The sequence below is a fragment of the Embleya sp. NBC_00888 genome (assembly GCF_045207655.1).
In the GTDB taxonomy this organism is placed as follows: domain Bacteria; phylum Actinomycetota; class Actinomycetes; order Streptomycetales; family Streptomycetaceae; genus Embleya.
Genome location: NZ_CP108784.1, coordinates 6,334,313 through 6,357,477 on the forward strand (window position 1 = coordinate 6,334,313; position 23,165 = coordinate 6,357,477).

Below are 23,165 nucleotides of genomic sequence, written 5' to 3' on the forward strand. Positions count from 1 at the left end.
CGTGCCCGGGACGATGCTCGTGAGAAGGTGCGGTGTGGACAGTTCGCCGGTGGAAAACGGTCGTCATATCGTCGTCGTGGGTGGCGGAATCGCCGGTCTCACGGCCGCCTGGGTTCTGCTCCGGGACGGCGATCCGAGGCTGACCGTCACGGTGCTCGAGGGCTCCGCCCGGGTCGGCGGCAAGCTGCACGCCGGCACCATCGCCGGCGTCGCGGTGGACGAGGGCGCCGAGTCGATGTTGGCCCGGCGCACCGAGTCGATCGACCTCGCGCGCGAGGTCGGTCTGGCCGCGGACCTGCGCCCGCCGAGCACCGCGAGCGCGTCGTTGTGGACGCGCGGCGCGTTGCGGCCGATGCCGCGCGGGCACGTGATGGGTGTGCCCGGCGACCTGGAACCACTGGCCGCGAGCGGGGTGTTGTCGCCCGCGGGACTGGCCCGGATCCCGCTGGACCACGCGCTGGCGCCGCACCGCTACGAGGACGACGTCTCGGTGGGCCGCTACGTCGCCGAGCGGGTCGGCCACGAGGTGGTGGACCGGCTGGTCGAGCCGCTGCTGGGCGGGGTGTACGCGGGCAACTCCTACGACATCTCGCTGGCCGCGGCGGTCCCGCAACTGCTTCCGTTCGCGCGCGGCGGCGGGTCGCTGGTCGCGGGTGTGCGCGGGCTGCTGGAGCGGGCCGCCGAGCGACCGGGCGGCCCGGTGTTCATGGGCATCCGAGGCGGCGTCGGGCGGTTGCCGGTCGCGGTCGCGGGCGCGGTGGTGGCGACCGGGCGCGGCGAGATCCGGACCCGGACCACGGTGCGCGAGCTGGAGCGCACGCCGACCGGCTGGCGACTGGTCACCGGACCGACCGACGCGCCGGTGCCGATCGAGGCGGACGCCGTGGTGCTCGCGGTGCCGGCCGCGCCCGCCGCCCGGCTGCTGCGCCCGCACTCGACGGTCGCGGCGGTCGAACTGTCCTCCATCGAGTACGCCGGAATGGCCCTGGTCACCCTCGCGTTCCGGCGCGCCGACCTGGCGACGGTGCCCGAGGGCAGCGGGTTCCTGGTCCCGCCGATCGACGGCCGGCGGATCAAGGCGAGCACCTTCGCGTCCAACAAGTGGGGCTGGATCGCCGACGCGGACCCGGACACGTTCGTGCTGCGCACCTCGCTCGGGCGGGCCGGCGAGGAGGCCGTGCTGCAACGCGAGGACGCGGACCTGGTCGCCGACTCGCTCGCCGACCTGCGCGACGCGATCGGGCCGATGGCCGAGCCGATCGATGCGAAGGTCACCCGCTGGGGCGGGGGGCTGCCGCAGTACGCGGTGGGCCATCTCGGTCGGATCGCGTGCGTGCGCGACGCGGTGGAGCGGCTGCCCCGGCTCGCGGTGTGCGGCGCGGTGTACGAGGGCGTGGGCATTCCGGCGTGTGTGGCGAGCGCGACGTCGGCCGCGGCCGACGTGCTGGCGCAGCTCGCGAAGCCGCTCGCGCGCCCCGTGCGCTGAGCCCGGGCACGGGGGAGAGAGAATCGACCCATGACGCAAAGCACCGCGGAGAACACCCCGGAACCGGTCGACGCCGCCGCAGCCGTGATCCAGGCCGCGCTCACCGACGACGTCCTGGAGGCCGAGGGCGCCCCCACGCCGGCGCGCCGCAAGGCCCGCGACCTCAACCAGGTGATCAGGTACACGATGTGGTCGGTCTTCCGGCTCCGTGAGCCGTTGCCCGGCGGCCGGGCCGGCCTGGCCGGCGAGGTCGAGCAATTGTTCGAGCAGCTGCTGGACAAGGACGTCGTGGTGCGCGGTACCTACGACGTCTCCGGCCTGCGCGCCGACGCGGACATCATGATCTGGTGGCACGCCGAGGATTCGGACTCGCTCCAGGAGGCGTACAACCGCTTCCGCCGCACCGGTCTGGGACGGCTGCTGGAGCCGGTGTGGTCGAACATGGCGCTGCACCGCCCGGCCGAGTTCAACAAGAGCCACATCCCGGCCTTCCTGGCCGACGAGACCCCGCGCGACTACGTCGCGGTGTACCCGTTCGTGCGCTCGTACGAGTGGTACCTGCTGGAGGACGACGAGCGCCGTCGGCTGCTCGCGGAGCACGGGAAGATGGCGCGTGGCTTCCCGGACGTGCGGGCCAACACGGTGCCCTCGTTCGCGCTCGGCGACTACGAGTGGATCCTCGCCTTCGAGGCCGACGAACTGCACCGCATCGTCGACCTGATGCGGCACCTGCGCGGTTCGGAGACCCGTCGGCACGTGCGCGAGGAGGTGCCGTTCTACACCGGTCGCCGGCACCCGGTCGGCGAGCTGCTCGCCGGTCTGGCCTGAGTCACCCCCTGCGGCGGTCGGGGCCACGAGTGGCCCGACCGCCTCGGGGAGCCGGTACCTAGGACGAGCTGCTGGAACACGAGGATCCGCTCGAACACGAGGACCCGCCGGAGCACGAGGATCCGCTCGAACAGGACGAGCCGCTCGAACACGAGGAGCCCCCGCTCCCGCCGCACGAGGAGTTCCCACCGCACGAGGCGTGGTGGCCGTGCGAGTGGTGTCCCTGCCAGTCGGGGCCGGGCGAGTGGTGCCCGTGCGAGTGGTGCGGGCCGTATCCGTCGAACGGGGGCGGGCCCGGCGACCACTGGCCGGGAGGCGGGCCGGAGCCGGGGTGCGGGCCGAACGACGACCCGCCGGGCGGCCACCCGCCGCCGGGCCCGTACGGCCGGCCGAACGTGCGGCGCATCCGCCGTCGCGTCACCGACCGGACGCTCAGGCTCACCGCCAGCGCGCATGTGCCCACGATGACGAACGGAACCACCATGAACCAGGTCATGCCACCCACCCCCTGTACGTGATTGCCTGCTCCTGCCTACCGGTCGCGCGTCCACGGGCGGAGCCCGAGCCGTGCCCGCAACCGGCCCCACCGGGACGGCTCGCGCGGGATGAACACCTCGGCCAACGCGGCCGGCAGCGCGTCGCGCTCCCACAGGTGGGCCGCGAAGGCGTGCACGTCCGCGCGCGTGCCGCCGTCCGCCGGTTTCGGGTGCACCAGGGCCCACGTGACGAACTCGCCCGGCCAGCGCGGGCCCAGGGCCGTCGCCAGCTCGGGCACCGCGCGCAGCGCCGAGTCGCGCCGCTTGGCGGCCAGCGCGCGGGCCTGTGCGCGCACCCGGTCCGGATCGAAGCCGGCCGGCGTGGGCCCGCCCGCGACCAGCGCCGCGAGCAACTCGCTCTGCTGGCGGGCCAGCCGCTCGCGCGCGCTCACGAGCGCACCGCCGTACGGTCGACCACCGCGCGGATCGCGGCCAGTTCGGCGGCCATCTCGCCGGCGGGCGGGAAGTCGGAGTCGCGCTCCAGCAACACGCGCGGCGGCGGGCGCAGCGCGCACAACATCTCCAGCACCTCGAGGATCGGCGCGGTCACCGGGTGCGCGTGCGTGTCGTGCCACAGACCGCCGCGCTCGACGCCACCGGCGACGTGCACGTACTCGACCGCCTCCAGCGGCAGTTCGGCCAGCGCGGCGGCCGGGTCCAGGCCGTGGTTGACCCGCTCGGTGTGCAGGTTGGCCACGTCGATCAGCAGTCGCACGCCGGTGCGCTCGACCAATTCGGTCAGGAAGCGCGCCTCGCTCATCTCGTTGCCGGGCCAGGACAGCAGCGTCGCCGGGTTCTCCAGGGCGAGCGGGACCGGCAGCGACTCCTGGGCGATGCGCACGTTCTCCACGACCACCTCGAGGGCGTCCCGGGTCATCGGCGCGGGCAGCAGGTGGCCGGCCTCCATGCCGCCCGCGCGCACGAACGCCAGGTGCTCGCTGACCAGCGGCGACCCCAGCGCCTCGGCGACCTCCGCCAGCCGGGCCAGTCGCGCCGGGTCGGGCCGGTCCGCGCCCGCGAGCCCGAGGCCGACCCCGTGCGGGATCACCTCCACGCCCCGCGCGCGCAACACCCGCAACGACTCCGGCAGGTGCTCCACACACACGTTCTCGGCGACCACCTCGACGAAGTCGACGCCGGCCAGGCGCTCGACGGTCAGGTCGATCTCCGGCCGCCATCCGATTCCCACCGCTGTCCGCATACGCCCAGCATGACGGGCCCGTCCCGGTCCGAAACAGGCGGAGTTCCCTCGGTTCGCCCGGCGCCGGGAACCCGGACGGGAACCCCGGTCGGGCGCTACCCGCCGCAGCCGTCCGCGGTGCCGCCGCAGGAGCCCGCCCGGGCGCCCTGCGGGGACGCGCAGGACGTGCTGCCGCACCACACCGAGCCCGGGTCCCGGTTGCCGGGGGTGGGCGCGTTGCGGCGGAAGATCTGCTTGACCACCGGGTCGGGGAAGCGGTCCAGGCCCCACAGCGCGACCGCGCCGATCCCGTCGGCGCCCAGCGCCGCCACCGCCGCCTCGTCCCGGCGCACCCGGATCAGCCGGCGCGCGGTCGGCGCGGTGGGCACCACCCGCTCACCGAACACGCCGAGCAGCAGCAGGCCCGCGACGCAGGCCTGGACACCGATCACCGCGAGCAGCAGGCCCACCCACGGCAGTGCGCTCGCCGCCCCGTCGTCGGCGCCCACGAAGCCGGCCACGGCGGTGGCCATACCCAGCGGGATGGTCGCGAACAGCGCCCAGCGGGGCAGCCGGCGCGCCCGCGCGTCCGGCGGCGCGACCAGACCGTCCGCGAACAGCGAGGCGCCGATCGCCTGGATCTCCGCCGACGCGGCCACCCGCGCGCGCAGTTCGCGCAGCGGCAGGCCGCCGTACTCCTCGTCCAGCACCCGCAGCGGCGCGTCCGACGCCGCGCCCGGCTCGGGAGTGCGGGCGGCGACCACCTGCCCGTCCCGGCTCACGTGCAGGCCGTCGGTGCCGAGCAGGATCAGGATCGACACGTCCGCCGCGCGGGCGGCGCCGCCGGACACGAACGCGTACTCGGTCGGACCCAGTTCGGCCAGGCGCCGTTTGTTCGCCCGCCGGCCGCCGCGCCGGGCGGACCCGATGGCGACGCCGAGCACGAGCGCCGTCCAGACCGAGTACGCGAGGGGTGGCAACCACGGATTCATGGTCCACAGGCTTAGTGGACGAACACGGTCCCTGTGGGGCGATGTGACCTTTGCCGCACCGCCCGAAAGCACGTTTGACCGGCGTCTCGCGCGCCCGCCGCCGGCGCGGACGAGTCCGGTGCCGCGGCCGGGAAGGCCGCGGCAGCGCGGGTCACACCGCCGGGTCGGGTTCCAGGGTCAGCGAGATGGAGTTGATGCAGTAGCGCTGGTCGGTCGGCGTCCCGTAGCCCTCGCCCTCGAAGACGTGTCCCAGATGCGAGCCGCAGCTCTTGCAGCGCACCTCGACTCGGGTCATGCCCATCGAGGAGTCCTCGATGTACTCGACCCGGTCCTCGGCCAGCGGCGCGTAGAAGGACGGCCACCCGCAGTGGCTGTCGAACTTGGTGTCGGAACGGAACAGCTCGGTCCGGCAGGCCCGACAGCGGTAGACGCCGGTCGTCTTGGTCTCGGTGTACTCGCCCGTCCAGGCGCGCTCGGTGCCCGCCTGGCGGAGCACCCGGAACTCCTCGGGGGACAGCTCGGCCCGCCACTGGTCGTCGGTCTTCTCGATTTCGTAGGCCATGTTCACATCCAACACGCAACGGTGCCGTGACGTTCCCCTCGGGGACGTCACGGCACCGCGGGATGGTCGACCCGGGCCGACCGGGGCTCAGCGCGGGGCGTTGGCGCGGTCGCGGATCGCGTCCAGGATCTCCGGGCCGAGCAGCGTGACGTCGCCCGCGCCCATGGTCAGGATCAGGTCGCCGGGCCGAGCCAGGCCGGCCACCGAACCCGCGACGTCGGACCAACTGTGCTCGGTGCGCACCAGGCCCCCGTTGTCCAGCGCGGCGTGCGCGATGATGTTGCTGGTCACGCCGGGCTGCGGGTCCTCGCGGGCGGCGTAGATGTCCATCACCACCGCGATGTCGGCGGCGGCCAGCGCGCGGCCCATCTCGACGCCGAGCTGCTGCGTGCGGCTGAACAGGTGTGGCTGGTAGACCGCGATCACCCGGCCGGCGCCCACCGCGCCGCGCGCGGTGGCCAGGTCGGCGGCGATCTCGGTGGGGTGGTGCGCGTACGAGTCGATCACCCGGATGCCGCTCTCCTCGCCCTTGAGCTGGAAGCGGCGGCGCACGCCCTGGTAGTTGCCCAGACCCTCGGCCATCCGCTGCGGCTCGACGCCCAGCGCCAGGCCGACCGCGAGCGCCATCACCGCGTTGGAGGCGTTGTGCCGACCGGGCACCGCGACGGTGAAGTCCAACTCGCCGCCGGCGGCCTTGCCCCGCACGGTGACCCGGCTGCCCAGACCGAGCGACTCGATCTCCACCAGGCGCAGGTCCGCGTTCTCCCGCTCGCCGACGGTGACCACGTTCAGCGCCGGCAGGGACACCGCGAGCCGCTCGCGCAGGGTGAGCGCGCCGGCGTCGTCGGCGGACAACACCAGGGTGCCGCCGGGGACGATCCGGGCGGCGAAGATCTCGAACGCCTCAAGGACGTCCTCCAGCGAGCCGTAGTTGGCGTGGTGGTCCAACTCGACGTTGAGGACGACGGCGACCTCGGGCGCGTACTTGTGGAAGCTGCGATCGCTCTCGTCCGCCTCGGCCACGAAGATGTTGCCGGAGCCGTGATGCGCGTTGCTGCCCGCCTCGTTGAGGTCGGCGCCGATCGCGAAGGACGGGTCCAGACCCAGCGAGGTCAGGCCGACCGCGAGCATGCTGGTCGTGGTGGTCTTGCCGTGCGTGCCGGCGACGGCCACCGAGCGGCGCCCGTCCATCAGCCGCGCGAGCGCGTCCGCGCGGTGCACGATCGGGATGCCGCGCTCGCGCGCGACGACCAGTTCGGGGTTGCTCTCGCGGATCGCGGACGACACGACCACACAGGTCACGTCGTCGGCGACGTTGGCCGCGTCGTGGCCCACGTGCACCGTGCAGCCGAGTTGGCGCAGCGCGAGCACCTGCGTGGAGTCCTTGGCGTCGCTGCCGGACACCCGTGCCCCGCGGATCGCGAGGATCTTGGCGAGCCCGGACATGCCGGCGCCACCGATGCCGACGAAGAAGGGGCTGCCGAGGTCGACGGGCTCGGCGGGGGGTGCCATGAAGCGGGCTCCTTCGAATCGTGGGACCCGGGCGGTTCGGCGCGGGCTCCCCGCGATTGTGTCAGCCCAGATCGTGTGCGAAGAGCTTGAGCACCGGGACACCCACGTTCTGCCGGGCCCGCGAGGCCCAATCGCGATGGAAGACCTCTTCGATGAAGTGCGGGTCGGTGAGCACGATCACCTCGTCGGCGTCGTGCCGCTCGACGATCTGCTTGAGCGTGTCCAGCGGGTCGCGCCCGGGGGTGGTCTCGCCGACCGCGTTCGCGCCGAACGCGCGCAGCGCCGCCACGCTCGCCTCCAGGGTGCGCCGGGCCGCGTCCGCGCCGTCGTCCGGGCCGGGCCGGTCCTCGATGTCCTCGGCGGCCTCGTCCAGCCGGACCAGGGCCACGTCGTCCAGCGCCTGGAGCAGCTTGCGATGGTCGGCCTTGCCGGGCAGGACCACCACGAAGGAGGTCTCGACGCCCTCGTGCAGGCTGGTGACGAACTTGACGTCCGCCTCGTTCAGGACCTTTTCGACGAGCAGCACGATCGTGTACACGCAACACTCCCTTGATCCACGTGAGCCGGTTGCCGGGCCGGTGCCTGAGCCCCGTCTGCCCGGGGGACCACCCTCCCACTCTCCCGATCGGCGACCGCCCGGCGACCATTCTGCGACCGCTCGGGAGTGCTACGGGAGTGCTCGGGGACGATCGCTCAGGGGCGGACGTAGCGGGCGAACAGTGACCCGTCCTCCTCCAGCAGCGAGATCGGGCGCATCGACAACCCGCCGGTCAGGCCGGGGCCCGCCAGGATGCGATCGGCGGGGCCCGCGGTCAGCAGCGGGCTCAGGGTCAGGCACAGCTCGTCCAGCCGACCGCACGCGGCGATCTGGGCCAGTACGTGCGGTCCGCCCTCGGTGAGCTGCCGGGTCAGTCCGCGTGCGGCCAGCGCGTCCAGGGCGCTCGGGAAGTCCACCCGGTCCCGTCCGGCCCGGAGCACCTCGCCGTACTCGGCCGCCGCCGCCAGGCCCTCCGGACGGGCGTTCTCGCAGGTGATCACGATGGTCGGGGTGATCGCCTCGGTGAACAGCGAGGTGGTGAAGTCGATGGCCAGGCTGCGCGAGACGATCGCGATCACCGGTGCCGGGAGCTGCCCCGCGGCGGCGCGCGCGGCGGCGTAGGCGGGCTTGGGCTTCGGCGGCCGGTAGCCCTCGTTGCGCACCGTGGACGCGCCCACCACGATCACGTCGGCCAGGCCGCGCAGCACGCCGAAGACGCGCTTGTCCGCCGGCGAGGACAGCCCCGCCGACAGGCCGTCGGGGGCCTGTGCGGCGCCGTCCAGGCTGGCCACCATGTTCGCCCGCAGCCAGGTTCGGCCGGGGGGATAGGCGTACGCGTCGACGAGGTCGACGTCGGGCTCGGCGGGGGCGCTGGACACAGGAAGGAGACGGCGCATGCGACCGAGTTTTGCACGCGTCGTAGGCTTGATGATCGTGTCCGTGCCCCACGTCGTGTCGCTCACCCGGCGTCAGCCCAGCGTCCCCGCCGACCGTCTCGTCGCCGAGATGGTTCCGCCGCCGCGCTTCGGCGACGTGCGCTTCGATACCTACATCCCCGATCCGAACCAGCCCGGGCAGGCCGCGGCCGTGGTGCGCCTGGAGCGGTTCGCCGCCGAGCTCAACGGCGACGGCGGGAACGGGAAGCGACGCTGGTTCCGCCGCGAGCCCGCGGCCGGACCGAGCGGGATCTACCTCGACGGCGGCTACGGCGTCGGCAAGACGCACCTGCTCGCGTCGCTGTGGCACGCCGCCCCCGGGCCCAAGTCGCTGTGCACGTTCGTCGAACTGACCAACCTGGTCGGCGCGCTGGGCTTCCGCCACACCGTCGAGGCGCTGTCCGGACACCGGCTGTTGTGCATCGACGAGTTCGAGCTGGACGACCCGGGCGACACCGTCCTGGTCTCCACGCTGCTCGGCAAGCTGGCCGACGCGGGCGTCAAGCTGGCCGCGACCTCGAACACGCTGCCGGACAAGCTCGGCGAGGGGCGATTCGCCGCGCAGGACTTCATGCGCGAGATACAGAAGCTGTCCGGGCGCTTCGAGGCGCTGCGCATCGACGGTGAGGACTACCGGCACCGCGGCCTGCCCGCCGCGCCGACGCCGGTCGAGGACGACGTGGTCGGCAAGTCCGCCGAGGCCGCGCCCGACGGCGCCGCGCTCGACGACTTCCCCGACCTGCTCGCCCACCTGGCCGGCGTGCACCCCAGCCGCTACGGCGCGATGCTCGACGGCGTCACCGGGATCTTCTGGCGTGGTGTGCGCCCGGTCGGGGACCAGGCGACCGCGCTGCGCCTGGTGGTGCTCGCGGACCGGATGTACGACCGGGAACTGCCGATCGTCGCCTCGGGCGTACCGTTCGACGAGTTGTTCACCGAGGAGATGCTGGCCGGCGGTTATCGCAAGAAGTACCTGCGCGCGGTGTCGCGCCTGGTGGCGATGGCGCGCGACGGCGCGGGGCGCGTCCCGGCGCACTGACCGGAGCCGCCGGGCGGGGTCCGGGATCGGCCGTGCGTCGCGCGGGTGTTGTCCGTGGGCGACCGGTATGCGGGTGAGGCATCATCGGAGCCGGGTCCCGACGACGCGGAGGCAGCGCATGGCGAAGAAGGCCGAACGCAAGAGTGCAGGCAGGGCCGACCGGGACTCGAAGGGGCAAGCCCCGGTGGGCCTGGGCGAGACGCCGCAGGACAAGGCCGCCGCGAAGGCGGCCAAGGCTGCCGCCAAGGCCGCCAAGGCCGCCGAGGTGTCGAAGCCCGGGAAGGCCGAGAAGGCCGGGAAGGCCGAGAAGGCCGTAAAGGCCCCCAAGGCCGAGAAGGCGCTGAAGGCCGAGCGGGAGCGCCTTGCCGAGCAGGCCAAGGCGGCGCGCAAGGCGGACAAGAAGGCCGCCAAGGCCCGGGAGGCCGCGGCCGAGCGCGAGGCGGCCGAAGCGGCCGAGGCCGCGAAGTCGGCCAGGAAGCGCGCGAAGAAGGCGGCCAAGCAGGCGGCCGAGCGGGCCGAGGCCGAGCGCGCCGCCGCCGAGGCACTCGGCTTCCCCACGGGTGGGCACGAAACCGGTGGGCTCGAAGCGGATGGCCTGGAGGTGGTCGGGCTCGAATCGGTCGAACTCGAGACGCTCGAACTCGAGACGCTCGTCGAGGAGCGGGCCGAGGCCGCGGACGCCGTCGAGCCCGCGGCCGAGCCGCCCCGGCTCCGGGTCGTCGCCGAGCGGCCCGTCGACATCCCCGACCGCCCCCGGAGCGACGTACCGTCCGTCCGGGCCGCGCTGCGCCCGACCGGCGGCCCCGTCGACCTGGGCACGATCGACCCGCGCGCGACCCCGGCCTTCACCGGCGACAAGGCGGACGCGGTCGCAGACATCGCCGCGATGGGCCCGCGACTGGCCGAACTCCAGGAGAAGTTGTACGCGCAGGCGGTGGCCGGCGGTGCGCGGCGCCGGGTGCTCCTGGTGGTCCAGGGCATGGACACCTCCGGCAAGGGCGGCACGGTCAAGCACGTGATCGGCCAGTTCAACCCGTCGGGCTGCCACATCCACGCGTTCAAGGCGCCCACGGAGGAGGAACTCGGGCACCCGTTCCTGTGGCGGATCCGCAACCACCTGCCGGGTCCCGGCCTGATCGGCGTGTTCGACCGCTCGCACTACGAGGACGTGCTGATCGCGCGTGTGCGCAACCTGGTCCCGCGCCAGGTGTGGGCGCGCCGCTACGGCGCGATCAACCGGTTCGAGCAGGGACTGGCCAAGGACGAGGTGACCGTGGTCAAGGTCTTCCTGCACATCTCGCCCGAGGAGCAGAAGGAGCGCCTGCTCGCGCGGCTGGACAACCCGGACAAGCACTGGAAGTTCAACCCGGCGGACATCGACGAGCGCGCGGTGTGGCCGCAATACCAGGCGGCCTACGAAGCGGCGCTGGAGAGGTGCGACCTCGACGCGGCTCCCTGGTACGTGGTGCCCTCGGATCGCAAGTGGTACCGCAACTGGGCGATCAGCCGGCTGCTGCTGGAGCACCTCACCGAGGTGGACCCGCAGTACCCGCCGGGCACCTTCGACGTCGAGGCGGAGCGTAAGCGGCTGCTCGACACGTGAGCACGATCGCGCGCGGGTCGGATCGGATCCGGGACGACCCGCGCGCACGGTTCTAGCGTGAGCCCACGCGTACCACCGCGACCGAGGTCGCGGGCAGGCGCAGTGTGGTGCCGACCAGGCCCCGGCGGATTTCCGCGCGGTCGTCCCAGGCCGCGACGATCTCGGCCGCGCCGGTGCCCATCGGCAGCGTCGCGGGCTGCTCGGCGAGGTTGACCGCCGTACGGAACGCGCCCCGGTGCACCATCAGCCAGCCGGCGGTCTCCTCGAAGGTGACCTGCACCCGGGTCAGGTCCGGATCGGTCAGGTTCTCCCACTCCCGGCGCAGCGCGATCAGCCGCTTGTACCAGGCCAGCAGCGCCGCGTGCGGGGCGCGCTCCCGCTCGTCCCAGTCCAGACACGAGTCGCGCACGGTCTGCGGCGACTGCGGGTCCGGGATCTGCGCGGCGTCCCAGCCGTGCGAGGCGAACTCGGCGCGGCGTCCGCCCCGCACCGCCTCCGCCAGCGCGGGATCGGTGTGGTCGGTGAAGTACTGCCACGGCGTGGACGCGCCCCACTCCTCGCCCATGAACAACATCGGGGTGAACGGCGAGGTCAGCACCAGGGCAGCGCCCGCGGCCAGCAGCGCCGGCGGCAGCGTGGCCGAGATCCGGTCGCCGGTGGCCCGGTTGCCGACCTGGTCGTGGGTTTGCAGGTAGCCCAGGAAGCGGTACGCGGGCATCCGCGAGGTCGGCACCGGGCGGCCGTGCGTGCGCTCGCGGAACGAGGACCACGTGCCGTCGTGCAGCCAGACCCGGGTGAGCGTCTTGGCGAGCGTGCCCATCGATCCGAAGTCGCCGTAGTAGCCCTGCCGTTCGCCGGTGAGCAGGGAGTGCAGCGCGTGGTGGAAGTCGTCGCTCCACTGGGCCTGGACACCCATCCCGCCGCTCTCGCGCGGGGTGACCACGCGCGGGTCGTTGAGGTCCGACTCGGCGATCAGGAACAGCGGCCGGCCGGTCGAGGCGGCGAGTTTGTCCACGGCCTCGGACAACTCCTCGAGGAAGGGCACCGCGCGGTTGTCGGCCAGCGCGTGCACCGCGTCCAGCCGCAGCCCGTCCACGTGGTAGTCGCGCAGCCACATCAGCGCGCTGGCGACCAGGTAGGCGCGCACCTCGTCGGAGCCGGGGCCGTCCAGGTTGACCGCCCAGCCCCACGGCGTCTTGTAGCGGTCGGTGAAGTAGGGCCCGAAGCGCGGCAGGTGGTTCCCGGACGGCCCCAGGTGGTTGTGCACCACGTCCAGGATCACGCCCAGGCCGTGCCCGTGGCAGGCGTCCACGAAGCGCTTGAGGCCCTCCGGACCGCCGTAGGGCTCGTGCACCGCCCAGGGGCACACGCCGTCGTAGCCCCACCCGGCTTTGCCCGGGAAGGCGGACACCGGCATCACCTCGACGTGCGTGACGCCCAGGTCGACCAGGTGCTCCAGCCGCTCGATCGCCGCCGCGAAGGTGCCCTCGACGGTGAAGGTGCCGATGTGCAGCTCGTAGACCACCGCGCCGGGCAGCGGCCGGCCGGTCCAGGACTGATCGGCCCACGCGTACGCGGTATGGTCCACCACCCGGCTCGGGCCGTCCGGACCCTGTGGTTGCCACGGCGAGCGCGGGTCGGGCAGTGGTTCGCTGCCGTCGATCACGAACGCGTAGTCGCTCCCGTGGACCGCGGCCGGCACGTCCGCCTGCCACCACCCGGGCCGGTTCGCGTCCCGCATCGGCTTGCGCCGGCCGTCGACGACGACGTCGAGGGACGACGCTTTCGGAGCCCAGACCTCGAACCTGACCACGATGGTTGTGTCCTTTCCGGGAACGTGCGGGCGAACGTGGCGACGGGTGGCGGCGGATGCGAACGTGCGCGAGCGCGGGTACGGCCGGGTCAGCCGCGGGTGAGCAGGGCCACCGGCAGGTTCTCCAGGATGTGCCGCAGCCGGGCCTGGCCGGTGTACGTGTCGCCGGTGAGCGCGTCGACCCAGCGGCCCGGCGGCAGCGGGAGCAGCGCGCCGCCCCAGCCGCCCTTGGCCGCGAGACCGGCCGGCAGTCGGGTCGCCACGGTGATCGCCTCGCCGCCGCGCACGAACGCGATCGCGTAGTCGGCCTCCTTGCCGCGCGCGAGCAGCGGCTCGTAGGCGCCGGCGAACCAGGTCGGATGCTCGCGCCGCAGCCGCAGCGCGGCCGAGGTGACCTTGAACTTGAGCGCGTCCAGCGGGCCGTGCTCGCGGCCGAAGTCGACCGGGGCCCGGTTGTCCGGGTCGACCAGGGTGTACAGCGCCAGTTCGCCGCCCTGGTAGACGTCCGGCACGCCCGGCATGGTGAGCTGGACCAGCTTGGCACCGAGCGAGACGGCGCGTGCGGGACGGTCCAGGTCGGTGACGAACTCGGCGATGTCGGCGGTGAGTTCCTCGTCCGCCAGGACGGCGCGCACGAACGCCTCGCTCGCATCCTCGTAGTCGGGGTTCGGGTCGGTCCAGGTGGTGGCCCGGGCCGCCTCGCGCATCGCCTTGCGCAGGTAGGCGACGGCCCGGTCGGGGCTCGGCGGCCACGCGCCGACCAGGGTCTGCCACAGCAGGTAGGTGTCGTAGCCGTCCGGCCCGAAGCGGAACTCGGAGCGGTGCGGCCGGGACCAGTCGTTCCACGTGCGCACCCGCTCGGCCCAGTCCTCGGGGACCTCGGCCAGCACCGTGAGCCGGGCCCGCACGTCCTCGCTGCGCTTGGTGTCGTGGGTGCTCAGCGTGGTCATCGTGGTCGGCGACATCCGCGCGCACGCGGCGTGGAAGCCGGCGATGTCCAGGCCGATCGAGTCCGGTGCGCCGCCGACCTCGTTCAGCGAAGTCAGGCCGTACCAGCGGTAGAACGCGCGGTCCTCGACGCCCTTGGCCGCGAGCGCCGCGGCCACCTGGCCGAAGCGGGTGCCGAACTCGCCCTCGGCGAGCGCGAGTTCGGCGATCTCCCGGGCCGCTTCGGAGACCTGGCCGGGGACGCCGGTGAGGGCGCGTGCCATCGCCGCGATCGATTCGGGGCCGCCGCCGGGGTAGGGGCGGTAGGTGGGGAAAGCGGCCAGCAGCGGCGGCAGCGCGCGGCCGATGTCGCCGGCGCCGGCGATCGGTTCGAGTCGGTCCAGGGCCCGTCGCAGTCGGGCGAACTCGGTGGCCAGTCCACCGTCGAGCACCTCGGCCTTGGCCTCCTGGGCGAGATAGTCGAAGCCCTCGCGGACGCCGGTCTGCTCGCGGTGCAGCGCGCGCAGCGGCTCGGCGCCCCCGGGGTCGGTGAACAGGGAGTCCACCCGGCGCAGCGCGTCGTAGCCGGTGGTGCCGTCGCAGGCCCAGTCGGCGGCGATCCGCTCCTCGTCGGCGAGGATCTTCTCCACCACGATCCACGCGTTCGGCGCGGCGGCGCGCAGCCGGTCCAGGTACGCGCGCGGATCGGCGAGCCCGTCCGGGTGGTCGATCCGCAGCCCGTGCACCAAGCCCTCGTTGAGCAGCCGCAGGATGGTCTCGTGGGTGGCCGAGAAGACCTCGTCGTCCTCCTGGCGCAGCCCGATCAGGCTCGCGATGGTGAAGAACCGGCGGTAGTTGAGCTCGGTGTCCGCGCGCCGCCAGTGCGCGAGTTCGAAGTGTTGCGCGGCGAGCAACTCCTCGAGCGCGAGCTTGTCGGTGCCGGCCCGGAGCGGGAACGCGTGGTCGTGGTAGCGCAGCAGGTCGCCGTCCACGATCAGCTCGTCGGCGACCTCCTCGACGGGTCCGCCGAGCACGGGCAGCAGGACCCGGCCGTCGTGCCGCGTCCAGTCGATGTCGAACCAGCGGGCGTAGGGCGAGTCCGGCCCGTTCCGCAGCGTCTCCCACAGCGGCCTGTTGAGCGACTCGGGCGTGGGCACCGCCATGTGGTTGGGCACGATGTCCACCACGATGCCCAGGCCGTGCGCGGCGGCCGAGGCGGCGAGCTCGCGCAGGCCGTCCTCGCCGCCCAGGTCGGCGGACACGCGCGAGTGGTCGACCACGTCGTAGCCGTGGGTGGACCCGGGCACCGCCTGCAGGATGGGCGACAGGTGCAGGTGGCTCACCCCGAGCGAGGCGATGTAGGGCACCGCGGCGGCGGCGTCGGCGAACCCGAAGGCGGGTTGCAGTTGCAGCCGGTAGGTGCCGGTGGGGACACGCGAAGGCGACGAGGTCATGCGGACAAGCTTCCCCGGAGGACCACGGGCTACCACCCGCCGGGGTGGTGAAACCTGATCGGACGCGCGTCGGCGGGCTCGGGCGGCGGGGGCGACGCGCCGGCTCGACGGGCCGTGCCCCCGGTCGAGCGCCGGGGGCACGGGTGCGTGGGCGCGCGCCGGGTCACGGCCGTTGCAGCACCACCAGCGAGCGGGCCTCGACCGGTTGGCAGGAGCCGCCGTCGACGGTCGCGCGGGTCTTGGGCTCGTGCATCGTGGTCTTGTCGTCGGCGGTGTCGACCACGACCGTCCAGGTCTTGCCCAGACCGTCGGGGATGGTGAACTCCTCGGCCTCGTGCGAGGCGTTGAACAGGAGCAGGAACGAGTCGTCGGTGATCTTCTGGCCGCGCGGGTCGGGCTCGGAGATGGCGTTGCCGTTGAGGAAGACCGCGACCGACTTGGCCGCCGCCGCCCACCAGTCGCCGTCGGACATCTCCTCGCCCGTGGGCGTGAACCAGGCGATGTCGGTGAGTTCGTCGTGGGTGCCCTGGACCGACCTGCCGTGGAAGAAGCGCCGGCGCCGGAACACCGGGTGCTCGGCCCGCAGCCGGGTCATCATCCGCATGAACTCCAGTTGGTCGGGCTCCTCGCCCTCCGGCCACTTCACCCACGCGAGTTCGTTGTCCTGGCAGTAGACGTTGTTGTTGCCCCGCTGGGTGCGGCCGAACTCGTCGCCGTGCGCGATCATCGGCACGCCCTGGGACAGCAGCACGGTGGCGATGAAGTTGCGCTGCTGGCGGGCCCGCAGCGCGAGCACGTCCGGATCGTCCGTCTCGCCCTCGACGCCGTGGTTCCAGGACCGGTTGTGGCTCTCGCCGTCCCGGTTGTCCTCGCGGTTGGCCGCGTTGTGCTTGTCGTTGTAGGAGACCAGGTCGTGCAGCGTGAAGCCGTCGTGGCAGGTGACGAAGTTGATCGAGGCGATCGGCCGCCGGCCGTCGTCCTGGTACAGGTCGGAGGAGCCGGTCAGCCGCGAGCCGAACTCGGCCAGCGTGCGCTCCTCGCCGCGCCAGAAGTCGCGCACGGTGTCGCGGTACTTGCCGTTCCACTCGGTCCACAGCGGCGGAAAGTTGCCGACCTGGTAGCCGCCCTCGCCCAGGTCCCACGGCTCGGCGATCAGCTTGACCTGGGACACCACCGGGTCCTGCTGGACCAGGTCGAAGAACGAGGACAGCCGGTCCACCTCGTGGAACTGCCGGGCCAGGGTGGCCGCGAGGTCGAAGCGGAAGCCGTCGACGTGCATGTCGGTGACCCAGTAGCGCAGCGAGTCCATGATCAACTGGAGCACGTGCGGACTGCGCATCAACAGGCTGTTGCCGGTGCCGGTGGTGTCCAGGTAGTAGCGCTTGTCGTCGGCGAGCCGGTAGTAGGAGGCGTTGTCCAGGCCGCGGAAGGACAGCGTGGGACCGAGGTGGTTGCCCTCGGCGGTGTGGTTGTAGACCACGTCGAGGATCACCTCGATGCCCGCCGCGTGCAGCGCCTTGACCATCGAGCGGAACTCCTGCACCTGCTGGCCGCGTTCGCCCGTGGACGAGTAGGCCGCGTGCGGCGCGAAGAAGCCGATCGTGTTGTAGCCCCAGTAGTTGCGCATGCCCAGGTCGGACAGCCGATGGTCCTGGACGAACTGGTGCACCGGCATCAGCTCGATCGCGGTCACGCCCAGGCTCACCAGGTGCTCGATCACCGCCGGGTGCGCCATGCCCGCGTAGGTGCCGCGGATCTCCTCGGGCAGCCCCGGATGGGTGCGGGTCAGCCCGCGCACGTGCGCCTCGTAGATCACCGTGTCGTGGTACTCGGTGCGCGGCGGCCGGTCGTCGCCCCAGTCGAAGTACGGGTTGATCACCACCGAGGCCATCGTGTGCGGTCCGGAGTCGGTGGTGCTCATCAGGTCCGGGTGCTCGAACGAGTAGCCGTACATCGACTCGTGCCAGTGCACCTCGCCGCACATCGCCTTCGCGTACGGGTCGAGCAGCAGTTTGTTCGGGTTGCACCGGGCCCCCGAGGCCGGGGCGAACGGGCCCTGGACGCGGTAGCCGTACCGCTGTCCGGGCTGGATCCCGGGCAGGTAGGCGTGCCGGACGAACGCGTCGGCCTCGCGCAGCTCGACACGCCGCTCGGTGCCGTCCTCGTCGAGAAGGCACAACCAGACGCGTTCGGCGGCCTCGGAGAAGACCGCGAAGTTGGTGCCGGCGCCGTCGTACGTGGCGCCGAGCGGATACGGATGACCGGGCCAGACCTGCATGAGCAACCTGCTTTGTCGCGGATCGTGCTTCGGCAGCTTGCAGTCTCCCGTACCGAACCGGATCCATGTGCGAGATCCGCTCCGGCGTCCCCCGGTCGGGTGGAATTCCGGCCCGGGGCGGTGGTCGTGCGCGCCGTCGACTGCGATCGGTTTCGATCGGAACGATCAGATCCAGTCGAGCAGTTCGGCCGCGAGCATCTCGTCCCGGCACGGCCACGGGCCGCCGCACGAGCATCCGGCCTCGTTGGTGCCCGCGACGGTGGTCCGCCGGTGGTGGGCGAAGATGTCCGCGACCACGTCGCGGTACTTGGCGAAATCGTCCTCGGCGCCGATTCGTCCCGCCGGGATCCTGCTGTTCGTGGCCAACATGACGACCTCCTGGGTGCCACGGTTCCTGCCGCATGAGACGGACCGTCGATCCGTCCCGGTTGCGTCTCGGAACAGGTGGAGGGAAGACCCTCTCCCGTCCGGCAATTGTTCCGGGACGCGGTCGTACCGCCGGGCAGAAGTTGCCAGAGCGCGTCGAGTCCCCCCAATCGCCTTACGCCATCCGGGTAATTCGGGCGGCCCGATCACTCGAACGGGGTATCCGACCCGGCCCGCGCGGGCTCCCCGAGGCCCCCGGGTTTCGCTATACGCTCGTTCGGTTCCGGCTCGACGACGAACGGATGGGACGCGATGGCCGATCGGGAGTCCGACTCGCCACCCTCGACGACCGAGGATCCTGCGGAGGGGACGGGTACGACCGGCTTCGGTGACCTGGGCGGCCCGCTGCCGGGCGGCGGCGGTGACACCTTCCCGGATCCGTACGCCCCCTACCCCGAAGGCGAGTCCTCGGCCGGGACGGCCGGGCTCACCGACACCGGCTCGTTCGCGATCGACCCGGGAGCGCTGCCCGGCCCCCGGCACGCGATCGCCGACACCGCCGTCCTGGACGGCTCCGGCCCGCCCGACCCGATGCCCGGGATAGACCCCGCGACGCTCACCTGGACCGAGGAGGACTGGGCCGGCGCGCTGCTGCGGGCCCGCCGGGCGGGTCGGGCGTACGTGTACCTGAACCTGATCGAACAGCGGCTGCGCGCGGTGATCGGCGCGGTGCTCATCCCGGTCTACGGCCCCGGCGAACACCCGCACGACGACGGCGCCTGGGTGCTGGCCGCGGCCGGCAACGTGCAGAACGAATGGGTCGAACGCGCCGAGGCGGTACGGGAGATGAGCCGCCGACGCGGATACATCGTGGACCCGGCCGACGACGAACTGATCGCGTTCCTGACCCTGCCGCAACTGCGCGAGCTGATGGTGCGCAACTGGTGGTGCTTCGAACCCTTCCTGCCGGACCGGCGCAAGCTGGAACGCGCCCTGGAAGAGGTCGAGATCGGCCGGCACATCGTGGCCCGCAACCGGGTGTTGTCGCCGGACGTGCTGGCCCAGGTCGAACGCGCGTGCCTGCGGGTGCTGGCGATGCTGGACGGCCCGCTCGCCGACCGGGGCGACCGCAGGCTGGCGCTGGACGCGGTGGAGGAGCTGTTCGCCGGGCGTTACGCGGACGTGGTCGGGGTCTTCCAGGACCGCTCGGCGCTGCAACGCCGGTTGCCGTTCGCCGACCTGGTGGACGGCGCGCGCGGGATCGACGCGATGGGCGTGTCGCTGAACCTGCTGTGCCAGAACTACTCCGGGCGCGATCTCGCCCGGCTGGGCGCGAGCGGTTGCGAGATGCGGCTGTTGTTCCTGAACCCGGCCGGCGACGCGATGAAGCAGCGGGAGCGGGACGAGGGCATCAAGAAGGGGCTGTTGTCCCGGATGACCACGCTCAACATCCTGCACATGCGCCGGATCCGCTCGAAGCTGCGCGAGCCCAGGCGGATCGAGATCCGGCTGTACGACGAGGCGCCCCGATTCGGCGCCTACCTGGTGGACGGCGACGTCGGGCTGGTCCAGCCGTATCTGCGGCACGCGCGCGGGATCGAGTCGCCCGCCTTCGTGCTGCGCGCCGACGCGGCGGGCGACACGGTGCGCGGGCTCTACCCGTTGTTCCAGGAGGAGTTCGAGCAGCAGTGGGCGGACAGCAAGCGCACCTCGTGAGCGCCGGCGGCGCTCAGAACGCGTGCCAGCGGGCGTCCAGGTCGCCGGTGCGCAGCGTGCGGACCCGGTGGTGGAACTCCTCCTCCGCCGCCGGGTTGCCGGGCACGTGCTGGGCGACCCAGGCGGTGGCGGCCAGTTCGCGGGTGTCGCGCAGCACCGGGTAGCCGGGCCAGTCGGTGATGTCGAAGCCGTACTTCTTCGCGAACCGTCGCTCGGCGCCGTCGGGCAGGCCGTAGCGCACCGCGGCCAACGGGGTGGGCACCAGGTCGAACTCGCGCAGGTCGTGGGCGACCGTCTCCCAGTCCAGCAGCAGCGCCCGACCGCCGTGCACGCCGACGTTGCGCAGCAGCGCGTCGCCGTGGATCAGGCCGCGCGGCAGCGTCGGGGTCAGCTCGCCGCAGGCCGCCTCCAGCGCGTCGCGGCGGGCCAGCAGAAAGCGGCGATCCTCCAACCCCACCGCGGCGTCCGCGGAGTCCAGCCAGGTCTCCACGAGCGCGAGCGGCTCCCGGGCGGGCAGCGCGAACGGCGGCGCGGGCAGCGCGTGCAGCTTCTTGAGCAGTTTGGCCAGGTCGACGATGTCCGGCTCGCGCTCGGCCGGCGAGAGCAACTCCCAGAAGGTGACCGGACGGCCGTCGATCGACACCGGCTGCGGGTCGACGCCCGCCGCCGGTCGCACCGCGGGGAAGTCCTGTTCGGCGAGCCAGCACGCGACCGCGATCTCGCGGCGGGCCCGCTCGGCCATGTGCGCCCCGCGCGCGACCCGGACCACCAGGCCCGGACCGGGCAGCGCGAACACCGCGTTCTCGCCGAAGGCGAGCAATGTGGCGCCGGCGGACGGCACTCCGACCTTCGCGCACGCGCGTACGAGTACCGAACGTTCGCCGGCCACCGAGTCGATCACGCCGGTGATGGTACCGGTCTCGGGTCAGGCGGAGAGCCGGGATCGCGACGGCAGCGCCGCGTCGTAGCGGTCGAGTACCAGACGGGCGATCTCGTCGGTGTCCGCGACCGGCTCGGTGATCGGGTCGGCGCCCGCCGCCGAGGCCTGCTCGCGGATCCGGTCCGGCAGAATGCCCGGCGCCAGCATGCAGGACGCGACGACGATCCGCTCGGCGCCCAGAGCGCGCAGATCGGCGACCGCGGCGCCGATCGTGGAGCCCTGGTGGACGGAGGCGAACGCGGGGACCACGGCGCACCAACCGGTGCGCCGCCACTCCCGCGCGACGATGGTGATCACCGCGTTCGCCTCCGGGTCGGTGGAACCGGCGGTGGCCAGGACGACGCCGTAGCGGCCGTCGCCCGGCCGTACCCCGGCCTCGCGCATGCGCAGGTCCAGGGCGGCCAGCAGGAGCGGAGAGGGGGCCAGTGTGGCCGCCTGGCGCACGGTCAGGCGGGTGTGTCGCAGTACGTCGGGCACGTCCTGCTTGGCGTGGAACGCCGGGGTGAACAGCAGCGGCACCGCGACCACCGCGTCCGCGCCGGCGTCGGCCAGTTCGTCCAGGCGCTCGGGTACGCGCGGGCCGCAGTGGTCCAGGTAGCCGATCTCCACCCGCAACCCCGGCCGCAGCGCGCGAACGCGTCCGGCCAGGGCGGCCATCGCCTCGGCGTGCCGAGGGTCGCGGCTGCCGTGCGCGACGGCCAGGAGCGGGGGAGTGGGGTGCATGGCTACTTCCCCGCGACCAGGCCGCGCTGGCGCAGCACGAGGCGTTCGACCGGGGTGAAGACCAGCATCTCGATGCCGATGCCCACGATCAGGATCATGAACACCGCCGTCAACATCATCGGCATGTCGCCCAGGTCTCGTCCCTGGTCCATCAATTGACCCAGTCCCGAACCCAGTTCGGGCCCCGCGGCGATCAGCTCCGCGGCCATCAGCGAACGCCAGGAGAAGGCCCAGCCCTGCTTGAGGCCGGCCACGTAGCCCGGCAGCGACGCGGGCAGCATGACGTGCCACACGCTGTTCAGGCCGCGCGCGCCGAGCACCCGGCCCGCGCGCAGGTACAGCGGCGGGATCTGATCGATCCCGGCCACCAGGCCGTTCGCGATCGAGGGCACCGCGCCGAGCAGCACGACCGCGTAGATGGCGCTGTTGTTCAGTCCGAACCAGATCACCGCCGGCGGCACCCACGCCACCGAGGGCAGCGACTGGAGACCGGAGAGGATCGGGCCGATCGCGGCCCGGATCCAGCTCACCCGGGCCACGATCAGGCCCAGCGGGGTGCCGATCGCGACCGCGATCAAGAAGCCCAGGATGCCCCGGGACAGGCTCGTCCACAGGATGTCGAAGACGGTGCCCTTCTTCCACTGCACCATGAACGCGTCCCACACGTCCTGCGGGCTGGGCAACGCGTAGCGGGGCTTGATCTCCATCGAGTAGGCGATCTGCCAGGCGGCCAGCACCAGCAGAATCGCCAGGATCGGTGGGAGCACCTTCTCCAGCAGGACACGGGAGAACGGCTTGCGCTCCTTCTCATAGCTCTCCAGCGCGTCCAGGCCTGCCTCGAGCCCGGCCAGGTCCTCCTCGACGTGGGCCTTGTCGGCGTCGGCCTCGATCCCGGGGGCGGACTTCGTCAGATCAGGCGCGGCCATGGCGGCGGATCTCCCCTCGCAACTCGTCGGTGATCTCCACGGACAGCTCGGACACGCCGGTGGACTCGATCCGGCGCGGCTGTGGGATGTCGATCTTCCACTCCCGGGCGATCCGACCCGGGCGCGAGGACATCAGCACGACCCGCTGGGCGAGTCGTACCGCCTCGCGGACGTTGTGCGTCACGAACACCACCGAGCGGCCGGTCTCCGCCCAGATCCGGGTCAGCTCGTCGTGCAGCACGTCGCGGGTGATCGCGTCCAGCGCGGCGAACGGCTCGTCCATCAGCAGCAGATCACCGGCCTGCGCGAGCGCGCGGGCCAGTGCCACCCGCTGGCGCATGCCGCCGGACAACTCGTGCACGCGCTTCTTGTGCGCGCCGCCGAGCCGGACCAGCTCCAGCAGCGCGTCGGTCTCGGCGCGCCGCTGGTCGCGGGGCACCCCGCGCAGTTTCAGGGCCAGTTCGATGTTCTTGCCCGCGGTCAGCCACGGGAACAGCGCGTGGTCCTGGAACATCAGCGCGGGGCGGTCGCCGGAGACCTCGATGGTGCCCGAGGTGGGCCGGTCCAGGTCGGCGATCAGGTTGAGCAGGGTGGACTTCCCGCAGCCCGACGCGCCCAGGAGGCAGACGAACTCGCCCGGGGCGACGGTCAGGTCGATGCCGTCCAGGACGGGCGTGCCGCCGCCTCGGCCGAAGATCTTGGTGACCTGGTCAAGGCGGACCGCGAAGCCGGTCTCGACAGGGGTCGTGGCCTTGGTCGTGGCCTCGCTGATGGTCTGGGTCATGTCCGGATCACCTCTCTCGATGGGCGC

18 protein-coding genes and 1 pseudogene are annotated in these 23,165 nt (G+C 72.6%); 5 read left to right on the plus strand and 14 right to left on the minus strand.

The features are described 5' to 3' along the window. The first annotated feature begins 13 nt into the window (after positions 1 to 13). Positions 14 to 1,486 carry a protoporphyrinogen oxidase gene (hemG, locus tag OG948_RS27045; protein ID WP_406300351.1) on the plus strand — a complete coding sequence of 491 codons (1,473 nt, stop codon included), beginning with the start codon at positions 14 to 16 and terminating at the stop codon, positions 1,484 to 1,486. 30 nt (positions 1,487 to 1,516) lie between these two features. Then, positions 1,517 to 2,314, plus strand: a complete 798-nt coding sequence (gene hemQ / locus OG948_RS27050) for a hydrogen peroxide-dependent heme synthase (RefSeq protein ID WP_406298925.1) — start codon at positions 1,517 to 1,519, stop codon at positions 2,312 to 2,314. A 532-nt stretch (positions 2,315 to 2,846) separates the two neighbouring features. Here hemQ and OG948_RS27055 read toward each other — a convergent pair. The 6 genes and pseudogenes from OG948_RS27055 to OG948_RS27080 form a co-directional block, all read right to left on the minus strand. Further along, positions 2,847 to 4,051, minus strand: a pseudogene (locus OG948_RS27055) (DUF692 domain-containing protein). Between the two features lie 95 nt (positions 4,052 to 4,146). Continuing rightward, positions 4,147 to 5,022 carry a TIGR04222 domain-containing membrane protein gene (locus OG948_RS27060; protein ID WP_406298926.1) on the minus strand — a complete coding sequence of 292 codons (876 nt, stop codon included), beginning with the start codon at positions 5,020 to 5,022 and terminating at the stop codon, positions 4,147 to 4,149. Between the two features lie 151 nt (positions 5,023 to 5,173). Next, entirely contained in the window at positions 5,174 to 5,584 is a 411-nt protein-coding gene (msrB, locus tag OG948_RS27065; protein ID WP_406298927.1) for a peptide-methionine (R)-S-oxide reductase MsrB, read from the minus strand. 87 nt (positions 5,585 to 5,671) lie between these two features. After that, positions 5,672 to 7,096 carry a UDP-N-acetylmuramate--L-alanine ligase gene (gene murC / locus OG948_RS27070; RefSeq protein WP_406298928.1) on the minus strand — a complete coding sequence of 475 codons (1,425 nt, stop codon included), beginning with the start codon at positions 7,094 to 7,096 and terminating at the stop codon, positions 5,672 to 5,674. Between the two features lie 61 nt (positions 7,097 to 7,157). Beyond that, positions 7,158 to 7,634 (minus strand): indole-3-glycerol phosphate synthase, encoded by a 477-nt coding sequence (locus OG948_RS27075; RefSeq protein ID WP_395859771.1) that lies wholly within the window; start codon positions 7,632 to 7,634, stop codon positions 7,158 to 7,160. 155 nt (positions 7,635 to 7,789) lie between these two features. After that, a complete protein-coding gene (locus OG948_RS27080) occupies positions 7,790 to 8,530 on the minus strand; it encodes a pyrimidine reductase family protein (RefSeq protein WP_406298929.1) in 741 nt (246 codons plus the stop codon). 31 nt (positions 8,531 to 8,561) lie between these two features. On the opposite strand from OG948_RS27080, the gene zapE reads away from it, so the two are divergent. Both zapE and OG948_RS27090 read left to right on the plus strand, forming a co-directional pair. Further along, on the plus strand, positions 8,562 to 9,608 hold the full coding sequence (zapE, locus tag OG948_RS27085) for a cell division protein ZapE (protein WP_406298930.1): 1,047 nt from the start codon (positions 8,562 to 8,564) through the stop codon (positions 9,606 to 9,608). A 739-nt stretch (positions 9,609 to 10,347) separates the two neighbouring features. Continuing rightward, on the plus strand, positions 10,348 to 11,211 hold the full coding sequence (locus tag OG948_RS27090; RefSeq protein WP_406300352.1) for a PPK2 family polyphosphate kinase: 864 nt from the start codon (positions 10,348 to 10,350) through the stop codon (positions 11,209 to 11,211). A 52-nt stretch (positions 11,212 to 11,263) separates the two neighbouring features. Here the strand turns inward: OG948_RS27090 and treZ are convergent, their stop codons facing one another. The 4 genes from treZ to OG948_RS27110 form a co-directional block, all read right to left on the minus strand. Further along, a complete protein-coding gene (treZ, locus tag OG948_RS27095) occupies positions 11,264 to 13,024 on the minus strand; it encodes a malto-oligosyltrehalose trehalohydrolase (RefSeq protein WP_406298931.1) in 1,761 nt (586 codons plus the stop codon). Positions 13,025 to 13,113: 89 nt separating this feature from the next. Next, the gene (gene treY, locus OG948_RS27100; protein ID WP_406298932.1) at positions 13,114 to 15,405 is read right to left on the minus strand and encodes a malto-oligosyltrehalose synthase; all 2,292 of its coding nucleotides are present in this window, start codon (positions 15,403 to 15,405) and stop codon (positions 13,114 to 13,116) included. Between the two features lie 163 nt (positions 15,406 to 15,568). Next, positions 15,569 to 17,683, minus strand: a complete 2,115-nt coding sequence (gene glgX / locus OG948_RS27105) for a glycogen debranching protein GlgX (protein ID WP_406298933.1) — start codon at positions 17,681 to 17,683, stop codon at positions 15,569 to 15,571. A 165-nt stretch (positions 17,684 to 17,848) separates the two neighbouring features. Continuing rightward, positions 17,849 to 18,052, minus strand: a complete 204-nt coding sequence (locus OG948_RS27110) for a hypothetical protein (protein ID WP_406298935.1) — start codon at positions 18,050 to 18,052, stop codon at positions 17,849 to 17,851. Between the two features lie 588 nt (positions 18,053 to 18,640). Between OG948_RS27110 and OG948_RS27115 the strand changes: the two genes are divergently transcribed. Continuing rightward, on the plus strand, positions 18,641 to 19,765 hold the full coding sequence (locus OG948_RS27115; protein ID WP_406300353.1) for an SAV2148 family HEPN domain-containing protein: 1,125 nt from the start codon (positions 18,641 to 18,643) through the stop codon (positions 19,763 to 19,765). A gap of 13 nt (positions 19,766 to 19,778) precedes the next feature. Here the strand turns inward: OG948_RS27115 and OG948_RS27120 are convergent, their stop codons facing one another. The 4 genes from OG948_RS27120 to OG948_RS27135 are packed head-to-tail and all read right to left on the minus strand — an operon-like array spanning position 19,779 to position 23,138. Then, complete coding sequence (locus OG948_RS27120) at positions 19,779 to 20,666, minus strand: phosphotransferase enzyme family protein (protein ID WP_406298936.1); 888 nt, start codon at positions 20,664 to 20,666, stop codon at positions 19,779 to 19,781. A 24-nt stretch (positions 20,667 to 20,690) separates the two neighbouring features. Then, positions 20,691 to 21,428 (minus strand): sirohydrochlorin chelatase, encoded by a 738-nt coding sequence (locus OG948_RS27125; RefSeq protein WP_406298937.1) that lies wholly within the window; start codon positions 21,426 to 21,428, stop codon positions 20,691 to 20,693. A gap of 2 nt (positions 21,429 to 21,430) precedes the next feature. Continuing rightward, entirely contained in the window at positions 21,431 to 22,354 is a 924-nt protein-coding gene (locus tag OG948_RS27130; protein WP_406298938.1) for an ABC transporter permease, read from the minus strand. Beyond that, positions 22,341 to 23,138: an ABC transporter ATP-binding protein gene (locus tag OG948_RS27135; protein ID WP_395859762.1), complete on the minus strand. Its 798-nt coding sequence runs from the start codon at positions 23,136 to 23,138 to the stop codon at positions 22,341 to 22,343. Before OG948_RS27135 ends, OG948_RS27130 begins: the two co-directional genes overlap by 14 nt. Positions 23,139 to 23,165: the final 27 nt, after the last annotated feature.

Excerpts from the sequence above, each read along its gene's own strand:
- hemG (WP_406300351.1), top strand. The coding sequence starts at position 14 with ATGCTCGTGAGAAGGTGCGGTGTGGACAGTTCGCCGGTGGAAAACGGT.
- hemQ (WP_406298925.1), top strand. The coding sequence starts at position 1,517 with ATGACGCAAAGCACCGCGGAGAACACCCCGGAACCGGTCGACGCCGCC.
- OG948_RS27060 (WP_406298926.1), bottom strand. The coding sequence starts at position 5,022 with ATGAATCCGTGGTTGCCACCCCTCGCGTACTCGGTCTGGACGGCGCTC.
- msrB (WP_406298927.1), bottom strand. The coding sequence starts at position 5,584 with ATGGCCTACGAAATCGAGAAGACCGACGACCAGTGGCGGGCCGAGCTG.
- murC (WP_406298928.1), bottom strand. The coding sequence starts at position 7,096 with ATGGCACCCCCCGCCGAGCCCGTCGACCTCGGCAGCCCCTTCTTCGTC.
- OG948_RS27080 (WP_406298929.1), bottom strand. The coding sequence starts at position 8,530 with ATGCGCCGTCTCCTTCCTGTGTCCAGCGCCCCCGCCGAGCCCGACGTC.
- zapE (WP_406298930.1), top strand. The coding sequence starts at position 8,562 with ATGATCGTGTCCGTGCCCCACGTCGTGTCGCTCACCCGGCGTCAGCCC.
- treY (WP_406298932.1), bottom strand. The coding sequence starts at position 15,405 with ATGACCTCGTCGCCTTCGCGTGTCCCCACCGGCACCTACCGGCTGCAA.
- glgX (WP_406298933.1), bottom strand. The coding sequence starts at position 17,683 with ATGCAGGTCTGGCCCGGTCATCCGTATCCGCTCGGCGCCACGTACGAC.
- OG948_RS27110 (WP_406298935.1), bottom strand. The coding sequence starts at position 18,052 with ATGTTGGCCACGAACAGCAGGATCCCGGCGGGACGAATCGGCGCCGAG.
- OG948_RS27115 (WP_406300353.1), top strand. The coding sequence starts at position 18,641 with ATGCCCGGGATAGACCCCGCGACGCTCACCTGGACCGAGGAGGACTGG.
- OG948_RS27125 (WP_406298937.1), bottom strand. The coding sequence starts at position 21,428 with ATGCACCCCACTCCCCCGCTCCTGGCCGTCGCGCACGGCAGCCGCGAC.
- OG948_RS27130 (WP_406298938.1), bottom strand. The coding sequence starts at position 22,354 with ATGGCCGCGCCTGATCTGACGAAGTCCGCCCCCGGGATCGAGGCCGAC.
- OG948_RS27135 (WP_395859762.1), bottom strand. The coding sequence starts at position 23,138 with ATGACCCAGACCATCAGCGAGGCCACGACCAAGGCCACGACCCCTGTC.